The 24,574-nt window shown below is 33.6% G+C and carries 18 protein-coding genes and 2 pseudogenes; 16 read left to right on the top strand and 4 right to left on the bottom strand.

Annotated features, from left to right (window positions below; all coding sequences use genetic code 11):
• Positions 1-44: 44 nt before the first annotated feature.
• The 5 genes and pseudogenes from B3040_RS16900 to B3040_RS16880 form a co-directional block, all read left to right on the top strand.
• The gene (locus B3040_RS16900) at positions 45-3,398 is read left to right on the top strand and encodes a tetratricopeptide repeat protein (RefSeq protein WP_291575920.1); all 3,354 of its coding nucleotides are present in this window, start codon (positions 45-47) and stop codon (positions 3,396-3,398) included.
• Positions 3,399-3,400: 2 nt separating this feature from the next.
• Positions 3,401-5,098 carry a molecular chaperone HscC gene (locus B3040_RS16895; RefSeq protein ID WP_291575919.1) on the top strand — a complete coding sequence of 566 codons (1,698 nt, stop codon included), beginning with the start codon at positions 3,401-3,403 and terminating at the stop codon, positions 5,096-5,098.
• Positions 5,099-5,629: 531 nt separating this feature from the next.
• Positions 5,630-6,112, top strand: a complete 483-nt coding sequence (locus B3040_RS16890) for a flavodoxin family protein (RefSeq protein ID WP_291575917.1) — start codon at positions 5,630-5,632, stop codon at positions 6,110-6,112.
• On the top strand, positions 6,109-6,750 hold the full coding sequence (locus B3040_RS16885; protein WP_291575915.1) for an NAD(P)H dehydrogenase: 642 nt from the start codon (positions 6,109-6,111) through the stop codon (positions 6,748-6,750). Before B3040_RS16890 ends, B3040_RS16885 begins: the two co-directional genes overlap by 4 nt.
• 384 nt (positions 6,751-7,134) lie before the next feature.
• Positions 7,135-7,278 (top strand): annotated as a pseudogene (locus tag B3040_RS16880) (transposase); the annotation flags it as partial.
• Here the strand turns inward: B3040_RS16880 and B3040_RS16875 are convergent.
• Entirely contained in the window at positions 7,276-8,244 is a 969-nt protein-coding gene (locus tag B3040_RS16875; RefSeq protein ID WP_291575913.1) for a LysR family transcriptional regulator, read from the bottom strand. The pseudogene B3040_RS16880 and the gene B3040_RS16875 sit on opposite strands and share 3 nt — an antisense overlap.
• Before the next feature lie 134 nt (positions 8,245-8,378).
• Between B3040_RS16875 and B3040_RS16870 the strand changes: the two genes are divergently transcribed.
• From B3040_RS16870 to B3040_RS16845, 6 genes and pseudogenes are all read left to right on the top strand, one after another.
• On the top strand, positions 8,379-8,624 hold the full coding sequence (locus B3040_RS16870) for a (2Fe-2S) ferredoxin domain-containing protein (protein ID WP_291575905.1): 246 nt from the start codon (positions 8,379-8,381) through the stop codon (positions 8,622-8,624).
• 3 nt (positions 8,625-8,627) lie between these two features.
• The gene (locus B3040_RS16865) at positions 8,628-10,316 is read left to right on the top strand and encodes a [Fe-Fe] hydrogenase large subunit C-terminal domain-containing protein (protein WP_291575903.1); all 1,689 of its coding nucleotides are present in this window, start codon (positions 8,628-8,630) and stop codon (positions 10,314-10,316) included.
• Complete coding sequence (locus B3040_RS16860) at positions 10,316-11,488, top strand: SpoIIE family protein phosphatase (protein WP_291575901.1); 1,173 nt, start codon at positions 10,316-10,318, stop codon at positions 11,486-11,488. Before B3040_RS16865 ends, B3040_RS16860 begins: the two co-directional genes overlap by 1 nt.
• A gap of 11 nt (positions 11,489-11,499) precedes the next feature.
• Positions 11,500-12,921: a 4Fe-4S dicluster domain-containing protein gene (locus tag B3040_RS16855; RefSeq protein ID WP_291575899.1), complete on the top strand. Its 1,422-nt coding sequence runs from the start codon at positions 11,500-11,502 to the stop codon at positions 12,919-12,921.
• Positions 12,920-13,042, top strand: a pseudogene (locus B3040_RS16850) (Hsp20 family protein); the annotation flags it as partial. The gene B3040_RS16855 and the pseudogene B3040_RS16850, both read left to right, overlap by 2 nt.
• Before the next feature lie 485 nt (positions 13,043-13,527).
• Positions 13,528-14,316, top strand: coding sequence for an SDR family oxidoreductase (locus B3040_RS16845; RefSeq protein WP_291575896.1), 789 nt, complete (start codon positions 13,528-13,530; stop codon positions 14,314-14,316).
• A 204-nt stretch (positions 14,317-14,520) separates the two neighbouring features.
• Here B3040_RS16845 and B3040_RS16840 read toward each other — a convergent pair whose 3' ends face one another.
• Positions 14,521-15,798, bottom strand: coding sequence for a S8 family serine peptidase (locus B3040_RS16840; RefSeq protein WP_291575892.1), 1,278 nt, complete (start codon positions 15,796-15,798; stop codon positions 14,521-14,523).
• A 414-nt stretch (positions 15,799-16,212) separates the two neighbouring features.
• On the bottom strand, positions 16,213-16,728 hold the full coding sequence (locus tag B3040_RS16835; protein WP_291575890.1) for a DUF4825 domain-containing protein: 516 nt from the start codon (positions 16,726-16,728) through the stop codon (positions 16,213-16,215).
• 371 nt (positions 16,729-17,099) lie between these two features.
• Here B3040_RS16835 and ppsA point away from each other — a divergent pair, with 371 nt between their 5' ends.
• Positions 17,100-19,715: a phosphoenolpyruvate synthase gene (ppsA, locus tag B3040_RS16830; protein WP_291575888.1), complete on the top strand. Its 2,616-nt coding sequence runs from the start codon at positions 17,100-17,102 to the stop codon at positions 19,713-19,715.
• A 205-nt stretch (positions 19,716-19,920) separates the two neighbouring features.
• Positions 19,921-20,457: a DUF4256 domain-containing protein gene (locus tag B3040_RS16825; protein WP_291575886.1), complete on the top strand. Its 537-nt coding sequence runs from the start codon at positions 19,921-19,923 to the stop codon at positions 20,455-20,457.
• Positions 20,458-20,797: 340 nt separating this feature from the next.
• Here B3040_RS16825 and B3040_RS16820 read toward each other — a convergent pair whose 3' ends face one another.
• Positions 20,798-21,394: a TetR/AcrR family transcriptional regulator gene (locus tag B3040_RS16820; protein WP_291575884.1), complete on the bottom strand. Its 597-nt coding sequence runs from the start codon at positions 21,392-21,394 to the stop codon at positions 20,798-20,800.
• Between the two features lie 333 nt (positions 21,395-21,727).
• On the opposite strand from B3040_RS16820, the gene B3040_RS16815 reads away from it, so the two are divergent.
• The 3 genes from B3040_RS16815 to B3040_RS16805 all read left to right on the top strand — a co-directional run bounded on the left by B3040_RS16815 (position 21,728) and on the right by B3040_RS16805 (position 24,552).
• The gene (locus tag B3040_RS16815; RefSeq protein ID WP_291575876.1) at positions 21,728-22,609 is read left to right on the top strand and encodes an ABC transporter ATP-binding protein; all 882 of its coding nucleotides are present in this window, start codon (positions 21,728-21,730) and stop codon (positions 22,607-22,609) included.
• A gap of 23 nt (positions 22,610-22,632) precedes the next feature.
• Positions 22,633-24,246, top strand: coding sequence for an ABC transporter permease (locus tag B3040_RS16810; protein WP_291575874.1), 1,614 nt, complete (start codon positions 22,633-22,635; stop codon positions 24,244-24,246).
• A gap of 126 nt (positions 24,247-24,372) precedes the next feature.
• Positions 24,373-24,552, top strand: a complete 180-nt coding sequence (locus tag B3040_RS16805) for a hypothetical protein (protein WP_291575872.1) — start codon at positions 24,373-24,375, stop codon at positions 24,550-24,552.
• Positions 24,553-24,574 lie beyond the last annotated feature (22 nt).

Here is a 24,574-nt window from a genome sequence, read left to right as displayed (position 1 = left end):
CATTAAATATAAAATATAAAATATAAAAATATGTGGGGTGTAACATGGAGAAAAGAAAAGTCTTTGAGACTTTAGGGATTGAGGAAACTAAAGATACCAATATTATTAAAAAGGCCTATAGAGGAAAATTAGTACAAGTAAATCCAGAGGATGATCCAGAAGGGTTTAAGATGCTTAGAGAAGCTTACGAAGAAGCAATTAGACTTGTAAATGTTAAAGAGGAACAGGAGATTGAGACTGAAGATACTCCTATTACTCAGTGGATAAAGAAAGTGGAGACTGTTTATAAAAGGCTTTCTACTAGAAGTAATGTGGATTGTTGGAGAGAGTTATTTAAAGAAGAGGTTTGCTTAGACTTTGATACAAGTTTAGAAGCAAGAGATGCTTTACTTGTATTTTTAATGGATAATTTCCGTTTACCACAAGAGGTTTGGCAGCTTATTGAAGATACTTTTGAGCTAGTTAACTCAAAGGAAGAGTTATACGAGGAGTTTCCAGTAAATTTTGTGAATTTCATCACGGAAGATGCTGAAAATAAAGGTTGGTTTGATTTTTCCCTCTTTGAAGGAGAAGATGAAGGTAACATAGATGATTTCATAAGACTAAGCTTAGATTTGGGTAAAATGAATGAGAAGAGAGATTATGAGGGAGCAGAGGAGATTTTCGAAAAATTAGAGGAAATAAACCTATGGCATCCATACCTTGAAGCCGAGAAAATTCGCTACTTTTCTGCTAATAATAACCTTGAAGAAGCTAAAACTATTGCAGAAAATTTAAGGTCAAAACATATTAAAAATCTTCATATAAAGTATTATATGGCTGAGCTTTATTTGAAATTAGAGGATTTAGACAAGTGCTTTGAACAATGTAACTCTATATTGGAAGTTAATCCAAACTATTTTGGGGCTAAGGTTCTTCTTAGTGAGTACTACTTAAAGAAGAAGGACTATAATGAAGCAAAAGAAAGATATTTGGAACTTCTAGAAATAGACAATTATAATGATACACTTCGAATTGGACTTGAAAAGGCTAATATTGGAGTTATTGAAAGCTTAAAAGAGCAAATAGATAAAGAACCTGAGAATAAGTCTCCAAAATTGGAACTGGCATGGTGCTACTATCAAAATTACTTATGTGAACAGTGCATTGACCTTTTTGAAAGCTTAGAAGTAGATTCAGAAATTTATTATGATTATTACAATTTGGCCAGCCGTGCTTACATAGAAGTAGGAAACTTTGAAAAAGGTTTCCCATGTATTGAAAAATGGATAACTGAAATTTTAAAAACAGAAGATGACGGAACAGAAAAGATGTCACGCAGAATTGATAGATTAGGACTTGCCTATAGTTATATGTATAGATGCTACTATCATTTTGCACAGGAAAAACAAGATATAAATCATAAAGAAGAAGCCTTTAAAAAGTCCATTGAATATCTTGATAAGGCAGTGGAGGCTGAGAAAAATACAACTCAAGTGCTTCAGTATTTACAATCAAAGGCCTATGTACTTTTAAAGCTAGAAGAAAATAAGCTTGCGGTTGATGTATGCGATAAGATCCTAGAAATGGATAAGGGCTATTATCCAGCTTATGTTCTTAGAATGGAAGCTTACTTTAACCTAAAAATGGGTAAAGAGGTCATTGATGATTATTTTGATGCCATTGAAATCTATCCTCTTGGAGTACAACCTTATCTTTTTGCAACTCAGGTATATCACATATATGACAGACTGGAGGATGCAGAAATAGTAATCAATAGAGCTAAAGAGGTTGAAATAGTAAGCAATGAACTTAAGTTTTTAGACCTTAAAACAAGAAGGTTAATGTCAACTACTAATGAGGAGAGAAAAGAAATTGCAGACGAATTAGACAAGCTATATAATGCTGCACAAAAGGAAGCAGGGGATTTAAAAGAAATTACAAATTTACTTCATGAACAGGCTCTTTGTTATTATTACATGGATGAAGACCAACTTGCACTGGACATTATTGAGAAAAAACTTGCCTTGAAAAAAACTTTTATAAGTATGGTGCTTAAAGGAGATCTATTATATTACCTAAATAGATGCGAAGAAAGTATAAAAGTATATAGGGAACTTCTTAAAGAAGAACCAGAGGATGCTAACCTATGGTATAAAATAGGTCTTTGCTATAACCGCCTTGACAAGGAAGCAGAAGCCCTGGATTGTTTTTTAAAGACAATTGAAAAGGACAAAGAGCATACAAATGCTAATTATGATATTATGGAAATATATGAAAGTCGCTATGAGAAAACCTATGATAAAGAGGATTATGAAAAAGCAGTTTATCATGGGAAGAAGCAAATAGAGATAAATCCAGATTATTATTTTTATAATTCCTTAGGCCTTGTGTATTTAAAAGGTTATGATTTAAAAGAAGCACTTGAAGCCTTTGAAGAAGCAAGTAAACGTGATGATACCAGTCTATATCCATACAATAATATGGGGTATGTGTATAAGGTTTTAGGAGAAATAGATAAATCCTATGAAAACTATAAATTAGCAATTCAGCGTACTGATGAGAGTAATTTAATAGCTTATTGGAACATTGCTGATTTGTATAGTGTTTTAGGACAATATGAAAAAGCAATTGAAACTTATAACCTTATAGGTGAGAAGAAAAATAACATTAGAGTTACAATAAGTATCCTAGAAATTTATATAAGGATGAGAGCATGGGACAAGGCTTTTGTGGAGTCAAGAAAGTTATTGAACTTTGGAGAGAATGGACAGATGCAGTACTTATTTTTCAATGGAGAAATAAATGCTTTAATGGGAAATAAATCTAAAGCTCTACAGTTTTATAAAAAAGCTCTTAGAAAGTTCCCAAAAGAAAGCTTACCTTATATTAAATATGCAAACTTCCTACTTTGGATAGCAGGAAAGAAGAGAAGCGCTTTAATATATTATAAATTGGCATATATAGTTGCTAAAAAATATAATTCTGAAGATAAGGAAGAAGCTATAGAAGGCATAATTGAAGCATATAAGGTTTTAAAGAAGGAAAATAAGGGTATTAAGTATTTAAAACAACTCCTAAGCTTTAAAAATCAACGCTATGTTAGCATTGAAAATTGGTTGAAAAACAAAGAGTTTGCCAAAATAAGACTATATAAGATGGCGCTATACAACTTCAATGTGGGACAATATGAAGAGGCAAAAACATATATGGAACTTATGGGTGAAACTATAAATTGTGCGCAGTGCCAATATAGTGCTTGTTATGAATATATGAAATTAGAGGGAAAAATGTTAGAACTTCAAAATGATTATGTAGGTGCACTTGAAAAATATGAAAAAGCCTTAAATATTGAACCAAGTAATATGGATTTAATGTATAAAGTAAAAGAACTAAAAGAAAAAATTGGAGAGAGATAACTATGATTATTGGTATTGATTTAGGAACAACTAACAGTTTGGCTGCTTATTTTACAGAGGATGGCCCTAAAATAATTCCAAATAGACTGGGAAAGAATTTGACACCTTCTGTAGTGAGTATAGATGAAAATGAGCAAATATACGTAGGGGAAACAGCTATGGAACGCATGCTGCTACACCCTACCACCAGTGCCAGTGTTTTTAAAAGAGATATGGGTACGGATAAAAAATTCAACTTAGGGAATAAAACCTTTACTGCAGAGGAGTTATCATCCTTTATCCTAAGATCACTAAAAGAAGATGCAGAAGCTTTCTTAGGACAAGAAGTTACAGAAGCAGTAATTAGTGTACCTGCTTATTTTAATGATGCTAGAAGAAAAGCTACTAAAAGGGCAGGGGAGCTAGCGGGCCTTAAGGTGGAACGTATTATTAGTGAGCCTACTGCAGCTGCTATTGCTTATGGTCTTTATCAAGAAAACAAAGATACAAGATTTTTAGTCTTCGATTTAGGTGGAGGAACCTTTGATGTGTCTATTTTAGAACTTTTTCAAAACATCTTGGAAGTTCATGCAGTAGCAGGAGACAATTTCCTTGGAGGGGAGGACTTTACAGAACTTCTCATGGATGTGTTTTTAGGTGAAAAGGGGCTTAAGGCTGAGGAACTAGATTCTAAGACTTTGGCACATATAAAAAAGCAAGCAGAGCTCTGTAAGAAAAGCTTTTTATCAGAAAAAGCTCCTACTATGACTTGTAAGATAAATGGGGAGCTTATGGAGCTTACTGTGGATTTAGATAAATTTGAAAAGCAGTGTGAAAAGCTTCTTGAGAGAATTAGACAACCAATTAAAAGAAGCTTAACTGACGCTAACGTGAAGGTTTCTGATATAGATCAAGTAGTAATGGTTGGTGGTGCAACAAGGCTTCCTATAATCTATAGATTTGTAAGCAAGCTTTTTAAAACCTTTCCAAACACTTCGGTAAACCCAGATGAAGCTGTTGCCTTAGGTGCAGCAATTCAAGGCGCTATGAAAGAAAGAAACACAGCTATCAAGGAAGTAATTTTGACAGACGTATGTCCTTTCACTCTTGGAACAGAAGTGGTAAAAGAAATTGAAGAAAATCGCTATGAATCAGGGTATTTTTGCCCAATAATTGAAAGGAATACTGTTATCCCTGCTAGTAGAACAGAAAGGCTTTATACTGTAAGAGATAATCAGACTAAAATATCCATCAAGGTGCTTCAAGGAGAAAGTAGATTTTCTTCCAATAACCTAAGCTTAGGAGAACTTGAAATAGAAGTACCAAAAGCAAGGGGTGGAGAAGAAGCCGTTGATGTAACTTATACTTATGATATAAACTCAATTTTAGAAGTTCAAGTAAAAGTAATTTCCAATGGTGAGAGTAAAAAGACAATTATAAAAGGGCAAAATATTGATATGACAGATGAGGAAATTGAAAAAAGAATGGAAGAGCTTTCATATTTGAAAATTCATCCAAGAGAGCAGGAAGCAAACAAACTGTTACTTTTAAAAGCTGAAAGATTATACGAGGAGAGCATTGGAGATCTAAGACGTAAACTAGAGCTTGAATTGATGAAATTTGATAGTGTTTTAAATAGCAGAAATAAAATCAAAATCGAAGATGCAAGTAAAAGGCTTCAAAGAATAATTGATGAGATAGTTGCTGAGAGAGATTTATAAAAGTTATAAAAAGAGAACATAAGGCATTTGAAAACAAATAACAAGTTAAAGATGTGAAGGATATTTTGAGTTCACAAGCAAGCTTGTGCAGACAAGGAAGCAGGTTCCGCAGATAGTGGTGCTATCAAAGGGTTCTGTTGACGTAGTATAACTCAAAATAGACAAACATACTGACTTATTTATTTTTTGAAAATGCCTAAAATAATCTTTAAAGTATAAGAGTGCTGAAAGTGGAGTAATTTGTGGCACCTACTTATAATATATTTATTTAAGTAAAACTATAGGTAGAAATTGCTTATTTAAGTAATATTAATAAGTTCAAAAATTTATAGTAGATAATAATACTTTAATGGTTAACTATTGCCAATAATAAAGTGAATTAAAGATATGGTAATATATTACTAAAATGTAGTGTATACTGTATATAAGGCAAATGAGTTTAAAATTAAATAATCATAATTTTGAGCTGTAAGAATTAATTGTTTTTACAGCTTTTGGTGCGTCAAGTTACAATTTTAGGGGGGAGAGAAAATGAGGACTGTAGTTATCAAGGAATTGGAGAGTATGAGTGTTGAAGCTGCTTTTACATTGGACTTTACAGAAAGAAAGGTTAAAGGCTGTATTGGATGTTGGACCTGTTGGTGGACAACACCAGGAAGATGCACTTTTAAGGACTTGGAGGATTTTTATCACGAGTATATAACTGCTGATAAAGCTATATATCTTGCAAAGGTTTCAAGGGGCTTTGTAAGTAGCAATTTGAAAACTTTGTTTGACAGAATGCTGCCACTATATTTACCCTATATCTCTTATGATACAGGAGAATCCATGCATGTAAAGAGGTATGAAAAATATCCAGATATTGAGTTTTATTATGAGGGTGAATTTGAAGACGAAGATAGCAGAAAGATTTTTGTAGACTATGTAAATAGGGTGTTTTATCAGTTTCATAACAAAAACGTTACTGTAAAGCCTATTGAAGAATTTGTTTCAGAAGGAGGGAGCCAGCTATGAAAACATTAATTCTAAACGGTTCACCTAAAGGAGATTCTAAAAACTGTAATAGCTTGATTTTTGCTCAGCACTTTGTAAATAATATGAAAAATCCTTGTGAAATAAGGAATATAGTAAATAGTGATAAAGGGGAGCTAGCTAAGTATATAAAAGCTTTTGATACAGTTATTATCATAATGCCTCTTTATATTCATGCCATGCCGGGAATTGTAATGGAGTTTTTCGAGGCTATGGAGCCTGCAGTGGAAGGAAAGTCTCTAGGTTTTATTATTCAAGCTGGTTTTACAGAAACCTCACAGGAAAGATTTGTTGTAAGATATTTGGAGAGCTTTACAAAAAAGCTTAACTATAACTATTTAGGTACAGCTTGCAAGGGAGAAGCTGCTGCTACTTATATGATGCCAAAGATGTTTAAGAAGGTGTTAAAAATGGTTTCTGATTTAGGTACTTTTTATGAGGAAACAGGTGCTTTTCATAAAGAACTGGTTAATAACCTTGGAAAGCCTTATGAGATAAAACAGCCCATGCTTGGAATTCTTAAAGTGGTTACAAGGTCAGGTATAAACAATATATTTTGGCATAGGGAAATGAAAAAGCATAACGCCTATGAAAAAAGGTTGGATAGACCATATCTCTAACATGCAATGGTAAATAAAGAACATTAAAAAATTAAAATTTATTAAAACAGCACTGACAGTTTGATGTTGGTGCTGTTTTGAGTTTTTGTTATATTAATTCAATAGTAATAAATTGCATCCTTTAACTCATACTCGCTGAATTCATATTGTTATTATAGAACTGAAAATGAAGGCAAAACCTTCGAGAAAGTAATTGTACCTGTTCATGAGGAACAGTGGATGGGAAATACAGCTTTTCGTTGTATCACCAATACAACGGGACAAACTTTGGTTCTAAAAAGCTTTTAGCTATGAGTAGAAAAAAATAAACCTCCTTTGTTAAAATAGATACAGGTTCGCCAACCGTATCAATAACGAAGGAGGTCATCCAGTATGGATAGTTAAAGTTTAGCACATAGTAAGTGGAATTGTAAATACCATATAGTTTTTACACCAAAATACCGTAAGCAAGTGATATATGGAAAAATTAAAGTTCATATAGGTAAAATTCTTAGAAAGTTATATGAACACAGAGAAACTGAGTATTTACCTGAACCCACAGGTTGCTTTTTCATTTTTTGTAAAGTTCTTTAACATTTTAATAAACAACTTTTCATAGGGTGTAAACACATGATTTTGCTTATAAATTATAATATCCTTATTAACTAATGAGCCAGCAGAAGATTTTCTCAAAATCATATTCTGATGGTCCAAAACATCCTGGGGAATTGGAGATACCCACATAAAGGAACCCTTTACCCTTTGTAATAAGTCAAATTGACTTCCTCTTTCATATACATAAATCCGTTTGGAAGGTAACTTGGCTCTAAAATCCTTTTTAAGTTCATTAGGAGAAAGCGAAGGTACCTGAAAATCTCCATGGACAATCTCTGTATAGTCGCATAGGTCATAATAAGGTATATCTTCATGGTGAGCAAGAGGATGGTCTTTTGACATAAGCAAGCACAAGTCAAATTCCCAGAGGGGTTCATACTCTAAATCTGAATCCTTTAAAAAGGATAGAAAGTAGCTTTCATAGAGTTTTTGATAACGAATAATTCCTAAATTAGAATCCCCGTTATTCACATCATTTATTGCTCCCATAGAGTTTGTTTCCTTGAAAAATATATTTATTGCCCTTTCCTCTTTAAAGGAGTTAAGAAATTCAGAAAATGCAACAGAAACATAGGTTGCCCTAGGCACAGACATATTAAATTCTATGACATCAGACTCACAAGGTTTATATAAAGACTCTAACTCATTAATTTGAGATAAAATTGCCTTTGTATAGGATAAAAACTCAGCACCTTTTCTAGTGGGTTCAACCCCTTTAACAGTCCTCTTGAAAATAGTTATTCCGATCTCCTTTTCAAGGTCCTTAATAGCTCTGCTTAAATTAGGTTGTCCCATAAATAAATTCTGAGCAGCCTTAGTTATGGAGTTAGTCTTTTCAACTTCTACAATATATTTTAGGTGTAATAAATTCATTACTATCATCCATTCATTATTAAACATATTAGATATATAAATTATACATTACCCACTACTGAAGTTCAATGTTACAATGAAGACAATGTGAATGTTTTATCAATTTCAGTAGTTAAATTTTAGTTAAAATTATGAATAAACATTCTAAAGGAGGCTTTAAAATGGATGTTTTAGTATGCATAGGCAGCAGTTGTCATGTTAGAGGATCTTATGAAATAATGAATAATTTAAAGGCAATGATAACTGAAAAAGACTTAGATAGTCAGGTTAAGGTTAAGGTTGCCTTTTGTCTTGGCTATTGTAAAGCAGGAGTAACCATAAAAGTGGATGAACAGCTTGTAACAGGCGTAACAAAGGAAAATTTAACAGAGGTTTTTGATAAATATGTTTTAAAGAAGGTTGATTAGCATATGAGCATTTTAAAATTAAAAAAGGCTAATTGTAAAAATTGTTATAAGTGTGTAAGGAATTGTCCTGTTAAATCTATTGAAGTTAAGGACCATCAGGCACAAATCCTAGAAAGAGACTGTATACTTTGTGGAAACTGTATTTTAACCTGCCCTCAAGATGCTAAAGAAGTTAGGAATGACTTAGAAATTGTTAAAAATTTAATTAGAGGAGATAAGGATATTATTGCTAGTGTTGCTCCTTCTTTTATTGCAAATTACAATGTTTCAACCTTTGAAGAATTTAAAGATATATTAAAAAAACTAGGTTTTTCAGAGGCCTATGAGACTGCACAAGGCGCATTTTTAGTAAAGAGTGAGTATGAAAAACTCATAGCTAAAAACACTGGGGAAACAATAATTTCTTCTTGTTGTCCAACAGTAGTTAAGTTAATTCAAAAGCATCATCCTAATACTCTTAGAAATTTAGCCCCTGTTTTATCTCCTATGCAAGCTCATGGAAAGTTGATAAAAGAGGAGAATCCCAATTCACAGGTGGTGTTTATCGGACCTTGTATTTCTAAAAAAGATGAGGTTGAAAACTATCCTGGAATAATAGATATAGCTTTGACCTTTGATGAGCTCAATCAGTGGCTTGAGGAAGAACAGATTAACGTAATTAACACGGAGGCTATACCCTCCTCAAAATACTTATCTAGATTCTTTCCAGTGGCTGGTGGAATAATTAGGACCATGAATATAGATACAAATTATAAATACATTCCTATAGACGGACTAGATAATTGTATTGATGCACTTAATGAAATAGAGGAAGGTAATTTTGAAAATTGCTTCATCGAAATGAGTGCTTGCAATGGCAGTTGTGTTAATGGTCCTGCAAAAGGTAAAAATAAATTAAATCTTATAAATGCACAAATAAAGGTGGAGGAACTTGCTTTTAATAGGGAAACTTTCTGTGATTATGATTTAAACATAGATATGAATCTCTATAAGGAAATTAAGAGTGAAGAGATTGTTTACCTTCCTCCTAGCAAAAGTGATATTGCAGCTATACTTAAAAAAATGGGTAGAAATAGTCTCAGTGATGAACTTAATTGTGGCACCTGTGGATATCATACCTGTAGAGAAAAAGCTATTGCTGTTTACTTTGGTAAAGCCGAAATAACCATGTGTCTTCCTTATATGAGGAGTAAAGCAGAATCCTTCTCTGACAAAATTATAAGTGCAACTCCAAATGCAATTTTAGCTGTGGATATGGATTTAAAGATTCAACAAATTAATAGAGCTGCCTGTAATATCTTTGGGATATCCAAAAGTGAAGATATTATCGGTGTACCTGTGTCAAGAATTATGGACGAGTTTGACTTTGTCAATGTAATTTCTAAAGAGGAAGGTAGAATAAGCAAGAAGATTTATTTAGCAGAATATGAAAAATATATAGAAGAGTTGCTAGTGTATGATAAAAATAGCCATGTAGTAATTTGCATAATGAAGGATATAACTAAGAAACAGTTAAAGAGAGAAAAACTTCTAGCTTCAAGAAATAACGCAAAGAATATTGCTGATATAATACTAGAAAAGCAAATAGGTATTGTTCACGAAATCGCTTCTTTACTTGGTGAAACCACAGCTGAAACACAAGTTGCCTTAAATGAGTTAAAAAACACTATGTTTGAGGAGGATGAAGACTAGTGAAAAACATATTTATGGAGTGTGGATTTGTAAGCCTCAATAAGCATGGTGAAAAGATTTGTGGAGATTATTATACCATGGTAAAGAAGGAGGATACCACCACAATTGTACTTTCTGATGGACTTGGTAGTGGAATTAAAGCAAATATCTTGGCCACACTAACTTCGAAAATTTTAAGTACCATGATGGCTGGAAATATGTCTATTGAACATAGCGTGCATACTGTAGCAAAAACCTTACCTGTATGTAAGGTTAGAAATCTTGCTTATTCCACCTTTACAATATTTCAATTTTATCACTATGACAATAATGCTTATTTAGGTCAGTTTGATAATCCTACTGCAATTATAGTGAGAGAGGGTAAAAATTATTCCTATTCCTCCACCTGCAAGATTATTGGAGAAAAAGAAATCTATGAAAGCAATATAAAACTCCAAGTTGGAGATATGGTTATTTTACTTACAGATGGCATTACTAGTGCTGGTCTAGGGCGAGTTACTACAAATGGTTGGAAGCGTGATGAAGTTATTAAATATATAGAACTATGGTATACACCTAATATGTCACCCCAAAGAATGGCCTCCACCATTGCTGATGCCTGCATGGATTTATCTCTTGGTACTCCTCAGGATGACTCAACGGTTGCAGTATTTAAGATAAGAAAAAGACAGGTAGTAAACCTTATTATAGGCCCTCCTGAGAAAAAAGAAGAGGATAATATAATACTAAAACTATTTTTTTCTAAGGTAGGTAAAAAGATAGTATGTGGTGGGAGTACCTCAAAAATGGTTAGTAACTATTTAAATAAACCTATAAAAATAGTTGCTAATTCCCAGAATGAAGAAATACCTGCCATTGCCCACATAGAGGGTGTAGATTTAGTTACTGAAGGAGTTATTACCCTTGGTAAGGTAGTAGAACTAGGTAGAAAGTACTTAGAGGATAGTAAAATTTCCCTTGATTTAGAGAATAAAACTGATGGTGCTTCTCTACTTGCCAAGTTGCTCTTTGAGGAAGCTACAGATATAAATTTCTTTATTGGTAAAGCAATTAATCCTGGTCATGAAATAGATGGTATGCAGATTAATTCATCAATAAAAATGGAATTTATAAGAGAACTAAAAAGTCTTTTAATGAAAATGGATAAAAAAGTTAAAATAAGCTTATGTTAGGAGGTAGAATCATGAGATTATTTGATACTAATGTTCAAGCTCTTAAATATGATGTGTTAAAAGAAGTTGCAAAGCTTGCTTTTGAGGATAATTTAGAGGGTGGAATGCTAGATATACCTAAAAAAATTGTACCAGGTCCAGAACCTTCTATTCGTTGTTGTATTTATAAAGAGCGTGCTATTTTAAATGAACGTATAAAACTTGCTATGGGTGGAGATAAAAATAATCCCAATGTAATTGAAGTTTTAGATATAGCTTGTGACGAGTGTCCTATCACTGAATTTTCTGTTGGCCCTGCTTGCAGAGGCTGCATTGCTCATAGATGTGAAAATGCTTGTCCGAGAGGTGCTATTTCCTTTGTTTCTCATAAAGCAGTTATAGATCATAAAAAATGTATTAGCTGTGGGAAATGTTTAAATGCTTGTCAATATAATGCAATTATAAAAAGTGTTCGACCCTGTGAAAATGCCTGTAAGGTCCATGCTATTTCTATGGATGAAAATAAAAAAGCTCATATTGATGAGTCCAAATGTATTGCCTGTGGTGCTTGTGTATATCAATGCCCTTTTGGTGCTGTTATGGATAAATCCTATATACTTGAGGCCATAAAACTTCTACGAGAGAGCAATGGTGAAAATAAAATTTATGCAATTATTGCTCCGTCTATTACAGGACAATTTCAAAATGCTAACATAGGTCAAGTAGTTTCAGGACTTAAACAGCTAGGGTTTTACAATGTTGTAGAGGTAGCCCTTGGTGCGGACATGGTGGCCCACAAGGAAGCTAAGGAACTGGTAGAAAAAGAATTCTTAACTAGTTCTTGTTGTCCTGCCTTTGTAGCTTACATTGAGAAAAATTTTCCTAATTTAGAGGAACATATTTCTCATAATCTATCCCCCATGGCTGAAATCGGAAAATATATTAAAAGAATTCACCCTGATAGTAAGGTTATATTTATTGGACCTTGCACTGCAAAGAAAGCTGAAGTTAAAAAACATAGAGTTAAACAATATGTAGATGTGGTTTTAACCTTTGAAGAGCTTCAAGCGCTATTTGATAGTAGAAATATTAATCTTTCAAAGCTACCAAATGATGTTCTAGATAATGCCTCTTACTTTGGAAGAATTTTTGCAAGAAGTGGTGGTTTATCAGATGCAGTAGTGGAGGCTCTAAAAGAGCAAGGGGTAACAGATTTTAAAGCTTCTCCAATTTCTTGTAGTGGAATTGAAGAATGTAGAATTGCACTTTTAAAAGCTAGTAAAGGTGTATTAAAAGAAAACTTTATTGAAGGCATGGCTTGCAACGATGGGTGTATAGGCGGGGCCGCCTGCTTAACCCACAATCCGAAAGATAGAAGGCTAGTTGATGATTATGGCAGAGAGGCTATGGAAAAGACAATCAAGGACGCAATTGAAATTTTGAACTTTGTATAGTTTTTATATAGATAACGTGGAGAAGAACATTACTAATGCATCATTTAATCATGGCGTTTTAAAGATAACTCTTCCAAAACTAGCAAAGGGAAATGACAAGAAGAAAAAAATAGACATTTAATAAGAAATATAAAAGTAGCTAAGTTAGTTTAACTAAAGGATTCCCCTTAATATCAGGACAATAAAATTTAAAAAGTTTATTAAAACAGCACGGATAGTTTAAGGTCGGTGCTGTTTTGTGTTTATGTCATATTAGCTTAATACTATTCAATTCTATCCTTTAAACTATCTATATTATTTGTGCAATATTAAAAAACTATGGGTTAGGAAGTATTCAAAAAACCTCCATTTTATGGAATATTCTGTTATAATAAAATTAGATAAGGCATCTGAAAATATGTCAAAGATATGAAGGATATTTTGAGTGAAGCATCGTAAAAAATAAATAATTAAAAATGCGAAAAATATTTTGCGTAAGCCAAAGACGCAGGTTCTATTTATAGTTGGGCTATTAATAGGTTCTGTGCACGTAGTATTAAGCAAAATAGGCCAGTAGACTGATTAGTTATTTTTGAAAATTTCTAAAGGTAAGAGGGGGGATCTATAGTGAAAAATGTTGTGATTACTGGTAGTACTAGGGGCTTGGGCCTTGAAATGGCTAAAGAATTTTTAAAAGCAGGGTGTAATGTTACTATATCTGGATCAAGGGAAAATTCCTTTAATAGAGAAAACCATCAGGTTGAAGCCTTTGAAAAACAGTTTATTTATGTACCTTGTAATGTAAGAAATATATCAGAGGTTAAAAACCTGTGGACTAAATCTATAGAAAAGTGGGGAACCGTTGATATTTGGATTAATAATGCAGGTCAAAATGTTCCTCATGAGTTTATGTGGGATACTGAAGCGGAATATATTGAAGCAGTGGTGGATACCAATATAAAAGGGATTATGTACGGATGCAAGGTAGCTGTTGAAAATATGCTTAAGCAGGGCTATGGTCAGGTTTGGAACATGGAAGGCTTAGGCTCAAATGATATGATTATAGAAAAAACCATTTTATATGGAACTTCAAAGCGTGCACTTACTTATTTTACAAAGGGTTTAGCAAAGGAACTTAAAAATTCTCCAGTTAAGGTAGGTAGATTATCTCCAGGTATGATGCTTACTGAGTTTATCACTAAAGCCCCTACAGGAGAGGTTTCTACAGTTACTGAGGATAAGCAATTTAAGAAAGTATTTAACATTTTAGCAGATAAGCCTGAAACTGTTGCAAAGTTTTTTATTCCTAAAATCTTAGAAAATACAAAACAAAGTGCTCATATCCAGTGGCTTACAAATACAAAGTCTGCTCAAAGATTTATCATGTCACCCTTTAAAAAGAGAGAGCTATTGTAAGCATAAAATTATTGCAATTATAAGACTAATCCCGTGGTCTAAAAAGGCTTTCACCATGAAGAGGAGGGTAGAATTATCTCTTCAAAACATGGTTAAAATAAAAAGTTATAGAGAATAAATATAAATTATTAGAAGAAAAGCCCTAAATTAATAGGGCTTAATTTTTTCACTTATTTGGGAATTGAAAGACTTGTACTTAATAGCTTACTTTAAGGCTTCCATTAGTTTCACAGGATTTACTACCTTCTTCATTTCGTAGTCTTTTCCGTTATTTTGAACTTTAATTGTATCTCCAGTTTTTAAGGCTGTTGACCAGAATATTTCTGGATTAACCTCTGGATTAACCTCACAGGCTAAAGCATATAGCCCTGCTACATATGGAATGGACCAGCTCCAGCCACCTTCTCTGTAGAACACATAATCCTTAGGATTTGTAGGACTTGCAGTGGTTCTTGAATCCATTGGAATTAGTAAAACTTCATCAATTTTTACTCCTGCCTTTTCTCCCATCATAGTATAAAATTCATTACCATATTCATAATATCTGTCTTTCCAAAACAAACCTGGTTCATAGGAAGAAGTAGCTTCTGGATCACTTAAAGGATTTCTGCCTAAACCATTAAACATGTATCCATCTGTGTTTATAAGGGAAGAGGAAACTACAAATACTCCTGCCTTTTTTGCTCTATCAACAGCTGCATTTACTTCCTCATAACCCTTTTGGCTTTTATCCCAACCAAGGGAAATAGAAATTACCCTAATTTTTTTATCCTGAGGAAGAGTATTATTTACTTCAAGGATTCTATCAATAGATTTTGCAACCCAGGTGAAGTCATATTCAAAATCGTTATTTTTATATTCTCCATGAGTTTCCGCAATATAATATAAATCTGCATCAGGTGCTACCCCTACATTTTTTCCTACAGCTATTGAAGCTACAGCAGGACCGTGCATTTGTGCCTGATCACCAAAATTATGAATTTCCTCATACATTTTAAGATTATCTTTGTATTCAATGTGGTCTACTAAGAGTGTTTGGTCTATTATTGCTAGGCCTACACCTTTTCCTGTTATTCCTTTTTTATGAAGCTTTTTTACATTAAGCCCAGGACTTTTGCACAGGTCCATCTGCTTTTTAGGGTCAAACTTATCAGGCAAACTTTTGGGCCAAATTGTTTTGCTATCAAACTCTGCATATTCTAAATCCTTTGCTTTATCTTTTAAATCAAGGGAACTTAAATCATAGCTCCTAAGATCTAGGGTCTTATCGCCCTCGTAAGCGGGATTTGGTGGTGGCAAGGTTCTTACACTTTCACGATTGAAAGTTGCAGGTTCTGGATGTTTAGTAATTTTCACTTGGGTGCTTGGACTTACATCAGTTTGTTTTGTTTCACCATTTACATCAGTTGTTTTGGCTTTTGGACTGCAGGCTGTTACCGTAAGTGACATAAGCAATAAAGCTACTAATAACGCTCTTTTCATTAATATTTAACCCCCCTAAGAAATTGCAATTCATACAAAATAATTGAATAAATATACTTTACCACAAAATAACTGTAAATTCACATAATTGAAATTATTGTTAATAAAAATTTCAATTGCAAAGTACAAATATAAACTTATGTTCAAATATTAAGTGATAAGTTTACAAAATTCATTTTCTGTTAATCATTAGTTTAAAATCAGAGCATATATCCATTTCCAACTGTTCGATTAGGTTTAAACTAAGGTTCTAACAATATTTTAATAAAACCTTTAAGAAATAGTACGGGCTAAGTTATGGTTTTTCGAAATTTCCTCGGGGTGACTAGCATTAGTTCAGATAATATAGCAAAGAATAAGAGAAGTCATCTGACTTCTCTTAATATATTTTATAGGCTGCGAAATACTAATTATTTAAAAATTTTTAAATGAATTATCATTTTTAAATAAATCTTTTAAATTGCCACCATATTTCTGTTCTAAACTTTTTCTATCATATTTATAATTTACTTCACCTATGCTATCTACATTAAATTCTATAACCTCAGCATTTTGAACAAGAGATAATAATACTACTGCATTTTTTTCTAAAAACTCAGTAACTTTTTTATCACTCCAAAATTTATTATAACTATCTTCACCCAAACTTTCCTTTGCTTTATAGTTAATAGTTATTCCGTAAGGCTCTTTATCAGTTTGCAAACTAAATCCTGCATTATATTCATTACCAGGTAACTTTGCTATTATATTTCCTACTGAACTATTATCACCTACATAAGAGTCTTTGTATTTTATCAAATCATAGGTTTCAATTTGTGAAGTAGTTTTACCATCCTGATTTGATATTTTATCAGAATTATTCCCACAACCTATTAAACTTAATGATACAGTTAGTATTACAGGTACTAATACTTTAAATTTATTCTTCATATAAATCCTCCTGTTTTACAGCATGTTATGTTCCAAATATATATTGAATTAAGTAATGGCTTGCTTCTATTTTTTTGTTTGGATACTGAAAGACATGAAATGATTATCTTATAGGAGCTAGATTGTTAATTAAGTAAAGTGTCTATGGAACTTTAAAAGAATCACTTCATAGGAGAGTTATTTTAAATTAAAGTCACACAAATTGCTTTTATCTTAAAACAAAGGGGGAAACTTCTCCCCCTCTTCATTATAGCATATGTAATTTTTAGATAACAGACTTATAATTTAGGATTATTGTGTGTATTATAGGAACAGACGTTATTAGAGATAATTGCTTCACCTAGACCTAAAAGAGAGGGAGGAGAATGTTTATGAATTCATATGTGCTTAGCTTTGAGAAAATCGACAAATCAAAGATTTCCATGGTTGGGGGAAAAGGTGCCAATCTAGGAGAGCTATGTAAGATTGAAGGAATTGCCGTACCAGAGGGTTTTTGTATTTCCACTGAGGCCTTTAAAAGAATAATAGGGGAAACACCACTTATTAAGGAATTGCTTAATGAGTTAGCCCTTTTAAAGGTGGAAGAGCTAGATAAAATCGCTGAAATTACTAGTGAAATACGCAGAAGGATTGAAGAGGTAACTATCCAAAAAGATATTATTGAGGAAATTCTAAGTCATTTTTTAACCCTTGGAGAAAATAATGCATACGCTGTTCGTTCAAGTGCTACTGCAGAGGATTTACCAACTGCTTCCTTTGCTGGTCAGCAGGATACCTATCTAAACCTTAGGGGAAGAGAAGCAATTTTAAACCATATAAAAAAATGCTGGGCATCCCTATTTACAGATAGAGCTGTAATTTACCGCATACAAAATGGCTTTGATCATAGAAAAGTATATTTATCTGTGGTGGTTCAAAAAATGGTTTTTCCACAGGTTTCAGGTATTATGTTTACTGCTGATCCTGTTACAGGCAATAGAAAAGTCTTATCTATTGATGCAAGCTATGGCCTTGGTGAAGCTTTGGTTTCTGGCCTTGTAAATGCAGATATGTATAAAGTTCGTGAAGGTAACATAATTCACAAGAATATAGCAACTAAAAAGCTAGCTATTTACCCTTTACAACATGGAGGGACGGAGAAGCAACACATTGAACCTAAACTTCAGAATAAGCAAGCCTTAACTGATGAGCAAATTTTGGACCTTGAGATCATGGGTAGAAACCTGGAAGATCATTTTACCTCCCCTCAGGATATAGAATGGTGTCTCGCTGATGATAAATTTTACCTTGTACAAAGCCGTCCAATCACTACTTTATACCCAGTTCCTCAAGTGGAGGATGAAGAAAACCATGTATATATTTCTGTGGGACATCAACAAATGATGACGGATCCTTTAAAACCACTGGGAATGTCTTTTTTTCAACTAATATCCTTTGGAAAGAGGTTTAAAGCTGGAGGAAGACTCTTCGTTGATGTGGCACAAATGCTGGCTTCACCTGAAAGTAGAGAGATGTTATTAAAGGGCATGGGACAACATGACCCTCTTATAAAGGATGCAATCACAACCCTTTTGCAGCGAGGGGATTTCATAAAAGTCTTACCAGAGGAGAAGGAACATCAGAACTTAAACAAGGATAATAAAAGTGAAGCTCCTAGGAAAGAGGAGCCACAGATGGATAGTGATCCTAACATAGTTTCTGATTTGATTAAGAAATGTGAAGCTTCTGTTGAAGCGTTAAAACAAAATATTAAGAGTAAGACTGGAACAGAGGTATTTGATTTTATTTCAGAAGATATTGGGGAGTTAAAGAGGATTTTATTTGACCCACAAAGTTCAGCAGTATTTATGGCTGCAATAAATGCTTCAGCCTGGATTAATGAGAAAATCCAGCAGTGGTTAGGGGAGAAAAATGTAGCGGATATTCTTTCTCAATCTGTACCAAACAACGTTACTTCTGAGATGGGCCTGGCCCTAATGGATGTTGCAGATGCAATTCGTCCTTATCCAGAAGTAATTGATTATCTAGAGCAGTTAAAGAATTATGACTTTTTAGAGGAAATAGTAATGTTTCAGGGTGGACAGGAAGCAAAAGATGCTATTAATGAATATCTAAAGAAATATGGAATGCGTTGCAGTGGAGAAATTGATATTACTAGACCTCGTTTTAGTGAAAATCCAACTACACTTATCCCTATGATTCTTAGTAATATTAAAAACTTTCAGCCTAAGGCTAGTGAGAGAAAGTTTCAACAGGGACGACAGGAAGCTTTGAAAAAAGAACAAGAGCTACTAAAGAGATTGAAGGAGCTACCTGATGGTGAGGAAAAAGCTAAGGCAACAAAGGAAAAAATTGATTTAATAAGAAACTTCATTGGTTATCGTGAATATCCAAAATACGGCATGGTTAATCGCTACTTCCTATATAAAAAGGCTTTGCTAAAAGAAGCTGAAGAGCTAGTTCAGGCTAAGGTTATCCATGAAAAAGAAGATATATACTATCTCACTTTTGAAGAGCTTCGTGAAGTGGTAGCCTCAAACAAACTGGATTATAAAATTATATGTGAGAGAAAAGAAGCGCACAAATTATATGAAAAATTAACTCCACCACGAGTTATGACCTCTGAGGGGGAAGTAATTATTGGTAAGTATAACCGTGAAGATCTCCCAGCAGGTACAATGGTAGGTCTAGCAGTTTCCTCTGGAGTTATAGAGGGTCGTGCACGTGTAATTTTAAACATGGAAGATGCTAAGCTAGAACAGGGAGATATTTTAGTAACTTCCTTTACTGACCCTAGCTGGACACCACTATTTGTCTCCATAAAAGGCTTAGTCACTGAAGTTGGTGGACTTATGACCCATGGAGCAGTTATTGCAAGAGAATATGGCTTACCAGCAGTTGTGGGAGTTGAAAATGCTACGAAACTAATAAAGGATGGACAACAAATTCGTGTTCATGGAACAGAAGGGTATGTAGAAATCTTGTAATGTGATATATAATAGAAATAAATATTTTATCCTAGGATTAGATAAAATAAAGTTTTTACCAAATAAAGTTTTTACCAAATAAAAATGTGAAAATAGTTTTTATATGGGCTACACGCTAAAAAACATATGTAGTAATTAGCCAATTTACCTATTATAGTAATAACTTCACTACAAATTTAAAGTAAATTAAATGGAGGAATGAGTTATGTCAAATAGTGAAATATTGAATGTTCTAAAGGAGCGTTTTGAAAGAAACATGAATCGTCATAAAGACCTTGAATGGGCTAAAGTGGAAGCAAAGTTGGAAGCTAATACAGAAAAGCTTTTGGTACTTGGTGAAATGGAGAGAACTGGCGGTGAGCCAGATGTGGTTGGGTATGATGAAACTACAGGAGAATATATTTTTTATGACTGCTCAGTGGAAAGTCCTAAAGGTCGTAGGAGTGTTTGTTACGACAGAGAAGCACTTGAGTCAAGGAAACAACACAAACCTGAAAATAGCGCTATTGATATGGCAGCGGCTATGGGCATTGAACTATTGACAGAAGAACAGTATAGGGAACTTCAAAGCCTTGGAAATTTTGATATGAAGACCTCTAGCTGGTTAAAAACACCCTCTGAGATCAGAAACCTAGGCGGTGCCATCTTTGCTGATTTTAGATATGGTAATGTTTTTGTGTATCATAATGGTGCAGAGTCTTACTATGGAACCAGGGGATTCCGTGGCTCCCTTAGAGTGTAATTCTGAAGGTGAAGAACGGTGATACCCCATTAATTTGCAATTTGAAGAAGCCTCACTACTTTTTAGTAATCTAAGGTTTATGGAACCTCTTATGCAAATGAAAAGGTTGATTTTGTAATTCAGCCTCAATAATTAACATTAGCAAAAAATATGTAACACCACTACTTATTTGAAAGTAGTGGTGTTTTTTACATTTTAATTTAGTGTGATTTTTATGCTTTTATATTGAAACTAAAACGTTATTAATGCTTCGTAAACAAAGAACTGGGAGAATGCTTAAGTTATATACTCCTTAATAAAACTCATCTTTATCAATGACCTAAGGTGAGTTTCATTGAATTTATTTATTTGGTGCAATACCTTTAACCAGCAGTTCTGTCCATTGGGCTGTATAAGGAAGAATTTTTCGGTAGATATGTGGGCTGGAAATCCCTTCAACAAGAGCTTGAAAATAAACTAAAAGAAATTCGTCAGAATATTTCAAATCAACCTTTCCTTCTTTACGACCGCGATGGAATAAATCCAACATGATATTGTAGCTTTCCTTGATGTATTGCTGCATCATGATGGATAAACCATCATCACCCTTCTTGGTAGCAAAATCCATTAGATCCAAATAAAATTGCTTATTGATTTTTTCTAAGTAATTGATTTTATTCTGGCTCATGGCAATAAGGGTTTCTTCAAAAGGTTTATTTTCTGCCATTATTTCTAGAGCTGTTTCCCTTATTTTATTTAAAAAGAACTCAAAAACCTCCTTGATAAGGTTTTCTTTACTACCAAAATATTTAAAGATGGATGTTTTACCAACATTTGCATTCTTAGCAATGTCATCCATTGTTAAGTTTTCTATGCCTGTAGCTGTATTCATCAAATAAAAAGTTGCTTCTAAAACTTGATTTTTCTTCTCTTGTGTCCGTTTTTCATAACCATTCATTAATTATTCCTACTCTCTATATATGATGATTAAAATATTTATAAGAAGATTTAGTTCATAATTATACTTTTTTTTATTATATAGTAAAAGTTATGAATCATCAAGCATATATATAGTTTTAAATACCATTTTACTTGTTGACTATGGGATAAAAAAGGAATATAATCGAATTAATAAGTGAATTTTAGTTTAAAATATGCTTGCAAATAAGATAATATGAACTAAAACGTATATTGAAGTTCAAATAAATTCATTTAAAATATAAACGCTGTTTTAAATTAGAAAGCACCTTATAAAACTATTTCAAAATATTTTAATAAGGAGATTTGTATTATGCAAGAAATCGTAAAAGTCCAAGGATTGCAAAAAAAATTCGGTAAATTTAAAGCATTGCATGATGTGACATTCACAGTAAAGGCTGGAGAAGTTGTTGGCTTTATTGGGCCAAATGGCGCAGGTAAATCAACAACCATTCGTACTTTGCTGGGAATTATCAAGAGAGATGCTGGGGAAGTTAAAATTTTTGATAAAGATGTTTGGAAGGATAGCCTTGAGATTCATAAGCGAATTTCTTATGTTCCCGGGGATGTGGCTCTTTGGAGCAGTTTAACTGGTGGTGAAATTATTGATTTATTTATTAAATTACATGGTGGTGGAGATAAGGATAAGCGTGACTATTTAATTAAGCGTTTTGAACTAGATCCTAAAAAGAAGGCAAAAGGCTATTCAAAAGGAAATCGTCAAAAAGTTGGCTTGATTGCAGCATTGTCAGTTGAGTCAGATTTATATATTTTCGATGAGCCCACTTCTGGACTTGATCCTTTGATGGAAGCAGTGTTTCAAGAGGAAGTTGAAAAGATTAAGAAGGCAGGGAAAGCAATTTTACTGTCCTCCCATATATTAAGTGAAGTTGAACGTTTAGCAGATAAGGTGGTTATTATTCGTCAGGGTAAGGTTGTTGAAACTGGCACATTAAATGAATTACGTCATTTAACTCGTTCTACAGTAACTATAGAAACAGAAGGTGATGTGGCTAAGATAGCAGCTGTTAAGGGTGTTCATGATTTTAAGCATAAGGACAAGGAAGCTACCTTCTCAGCAGATAATGAATTTATCAATGATATATTATCCGAAGCTGTAAAATTAGGTGTTAAGAAGTTTGAATCTGTGCCACCAACCCTTGAAGACTTGTTCATGCGACATTATGAAGTCTAAGAGCTGGAAGGGGGGAATTTATTATGAAAGAAAAATTTGCACGTTGGAATGTACTATTTGTGCAATATCTTAAACGTGATTGGAAAAAAAATATCATCTGGATTCTAGGGTTAGGCTTATTTGCAGGTGCTTATGTTCCAGCTTTTGAGGAAATTGGGAAGGGACAAGGCTTGATAGGAATGTATGAAACCATGCAAAACCCTGCCATGATTTCAATGGTTGGTCCCACACCAATAGATAAGGCAGCAGACTATACTTTGGGTGCAATGTATGCCAATGAAATGTTGTTATTTTGTGGTTTGTTTGCCATGATTATGGCAGCGCTCCATGTTGTTAGTCATACTCGTAAGGAAGAAGACCATGGGCTTACTGAACTAGTGCGTTCCTTCCAAGTAGGACGTCAAGCTAATTCTCTTGCTGTGATGATGGAAATAGTTATTATCAATATTTTGTTAGCTCTTTCTATTGGTGTGGTTATGACTAGCTTTAGTGCAGCTACAATTTCCACTGAAGGATCATTTTTGTTTGGTGCATCAATAGGAATAGCAGGAATTCTTGGAGCTTCCATTGCATTAGTTATGGCACAAGTTATGCCAACATCATCTGGTGCAACTGGTTCATCTCTTGGAATTGTAGGTTTGCTCTACATTGTTCGTGCTGGTACAGATGTGTCAAATGTTAATTTATCAATGCTGAATCCAATGGGGTGGACTTATCTAACTTATCCCTTTACTAAAAACAACTGGTATCCGCTAATTTACGCTATAGTTTTTTGTATACTTGTTGTGGTTATGGCTTTTGCTCTTGAAGGTGGCCGCGATATGGGAGCAGGTTATTTACCTGAAAGAGAAGGACGTGCAACAGCGAAAAAGTCATTACTATCCATACCTGGTTTGTTTATGAAGCTTAATAAAGGTGTAATAATTTCCTGGTCAGTTGCTTTCGTAATCATGGGGGCAGCCTATGGATCTATTTATGGAGATATGCAGACTTTTATTGAGGGAAATGAAATGGTAAGCAAAATGTTTATGCTAGCAGGGGTTTCACTGGAAGAATCCTTTACTGGAACTATTATGATGGTAATGATTGGATTAGTTTCTATTTTACCAATTGCTATAGTTAATAAGCTTTTTTCAGAAGAGTCGAGATTACATTTGAGCCAGCTTTATTCAACAAAAGTCACTCGAACTCAGCTATATTTTACTAGCGTTATAATTGCAATCATTGCTGGAGTAGTAGGAATTTTACTGGCTTCAGTAGGACTTGGTGGTACAGCAATTTCTGCAATGGGAGACAGTTCAGTGATGAGTATAGGGGACTTTATTGCAGCAGGCTATAACTTTCTTCCATCTGTATTGTTCTTTGTAGGGCTTGCTACCTTGGCTTTGGGCTTTGCACCAAAACTAGGTAAGCTTGTATATGTATATCTTGGCTATTCTTTTGCACTAAACTACTTTGGGGGAATTTTAGACTTACCAGATTGGTTTTCAAAAACAGCTATTCAAAGCTGGATTCCACATATGCCAGTAGAAAAATTTGATGGGGCAACCTTTGCTACTATAACAGTGATTAGTATTATTTTAATAGTACTTGGTTATATTGGATATGTAAAACGAGATATGGTTGAGGGTGCTTAGTGGCTCAAGAAAATTAACAGCTTCATTGACAATAGTTGTCAGTGGAGCTGTTTTTGTGCGCCTAGCATGTATAATAATCTGGTAATGAAAGTTAGCTAAGGGTTTCATAACTGGAGTCAATTGTTTATGGCAAGAGTGCAGTCCATAAACCGTAGAAAAGAAAATATAAGAATCCTAAGAAATTACGACTTAAGCACTTGCAAGACTAAAATCGCTAAACACGAATTAAGTAGTGCAATCAAGAAGTTACTTTTACATTTTACAATAAATAATAATAATTTATTTGACCTTTACGTTGCGTCATAGTGTAAGCTGTTATTGAAAAGTT

The organism is Clostridium sp. UBA4548 (assembly GCF_002387895.1).
In the GTDB taxonomy this organism is placed as follows: Bacteria; Bacillota; Clostridia; order Clostridiales; family Clostridiaceae; genus Clostridium_J.
This window is presented reverse-complemented; position numbering and strand designations above follow the sequence as displayed.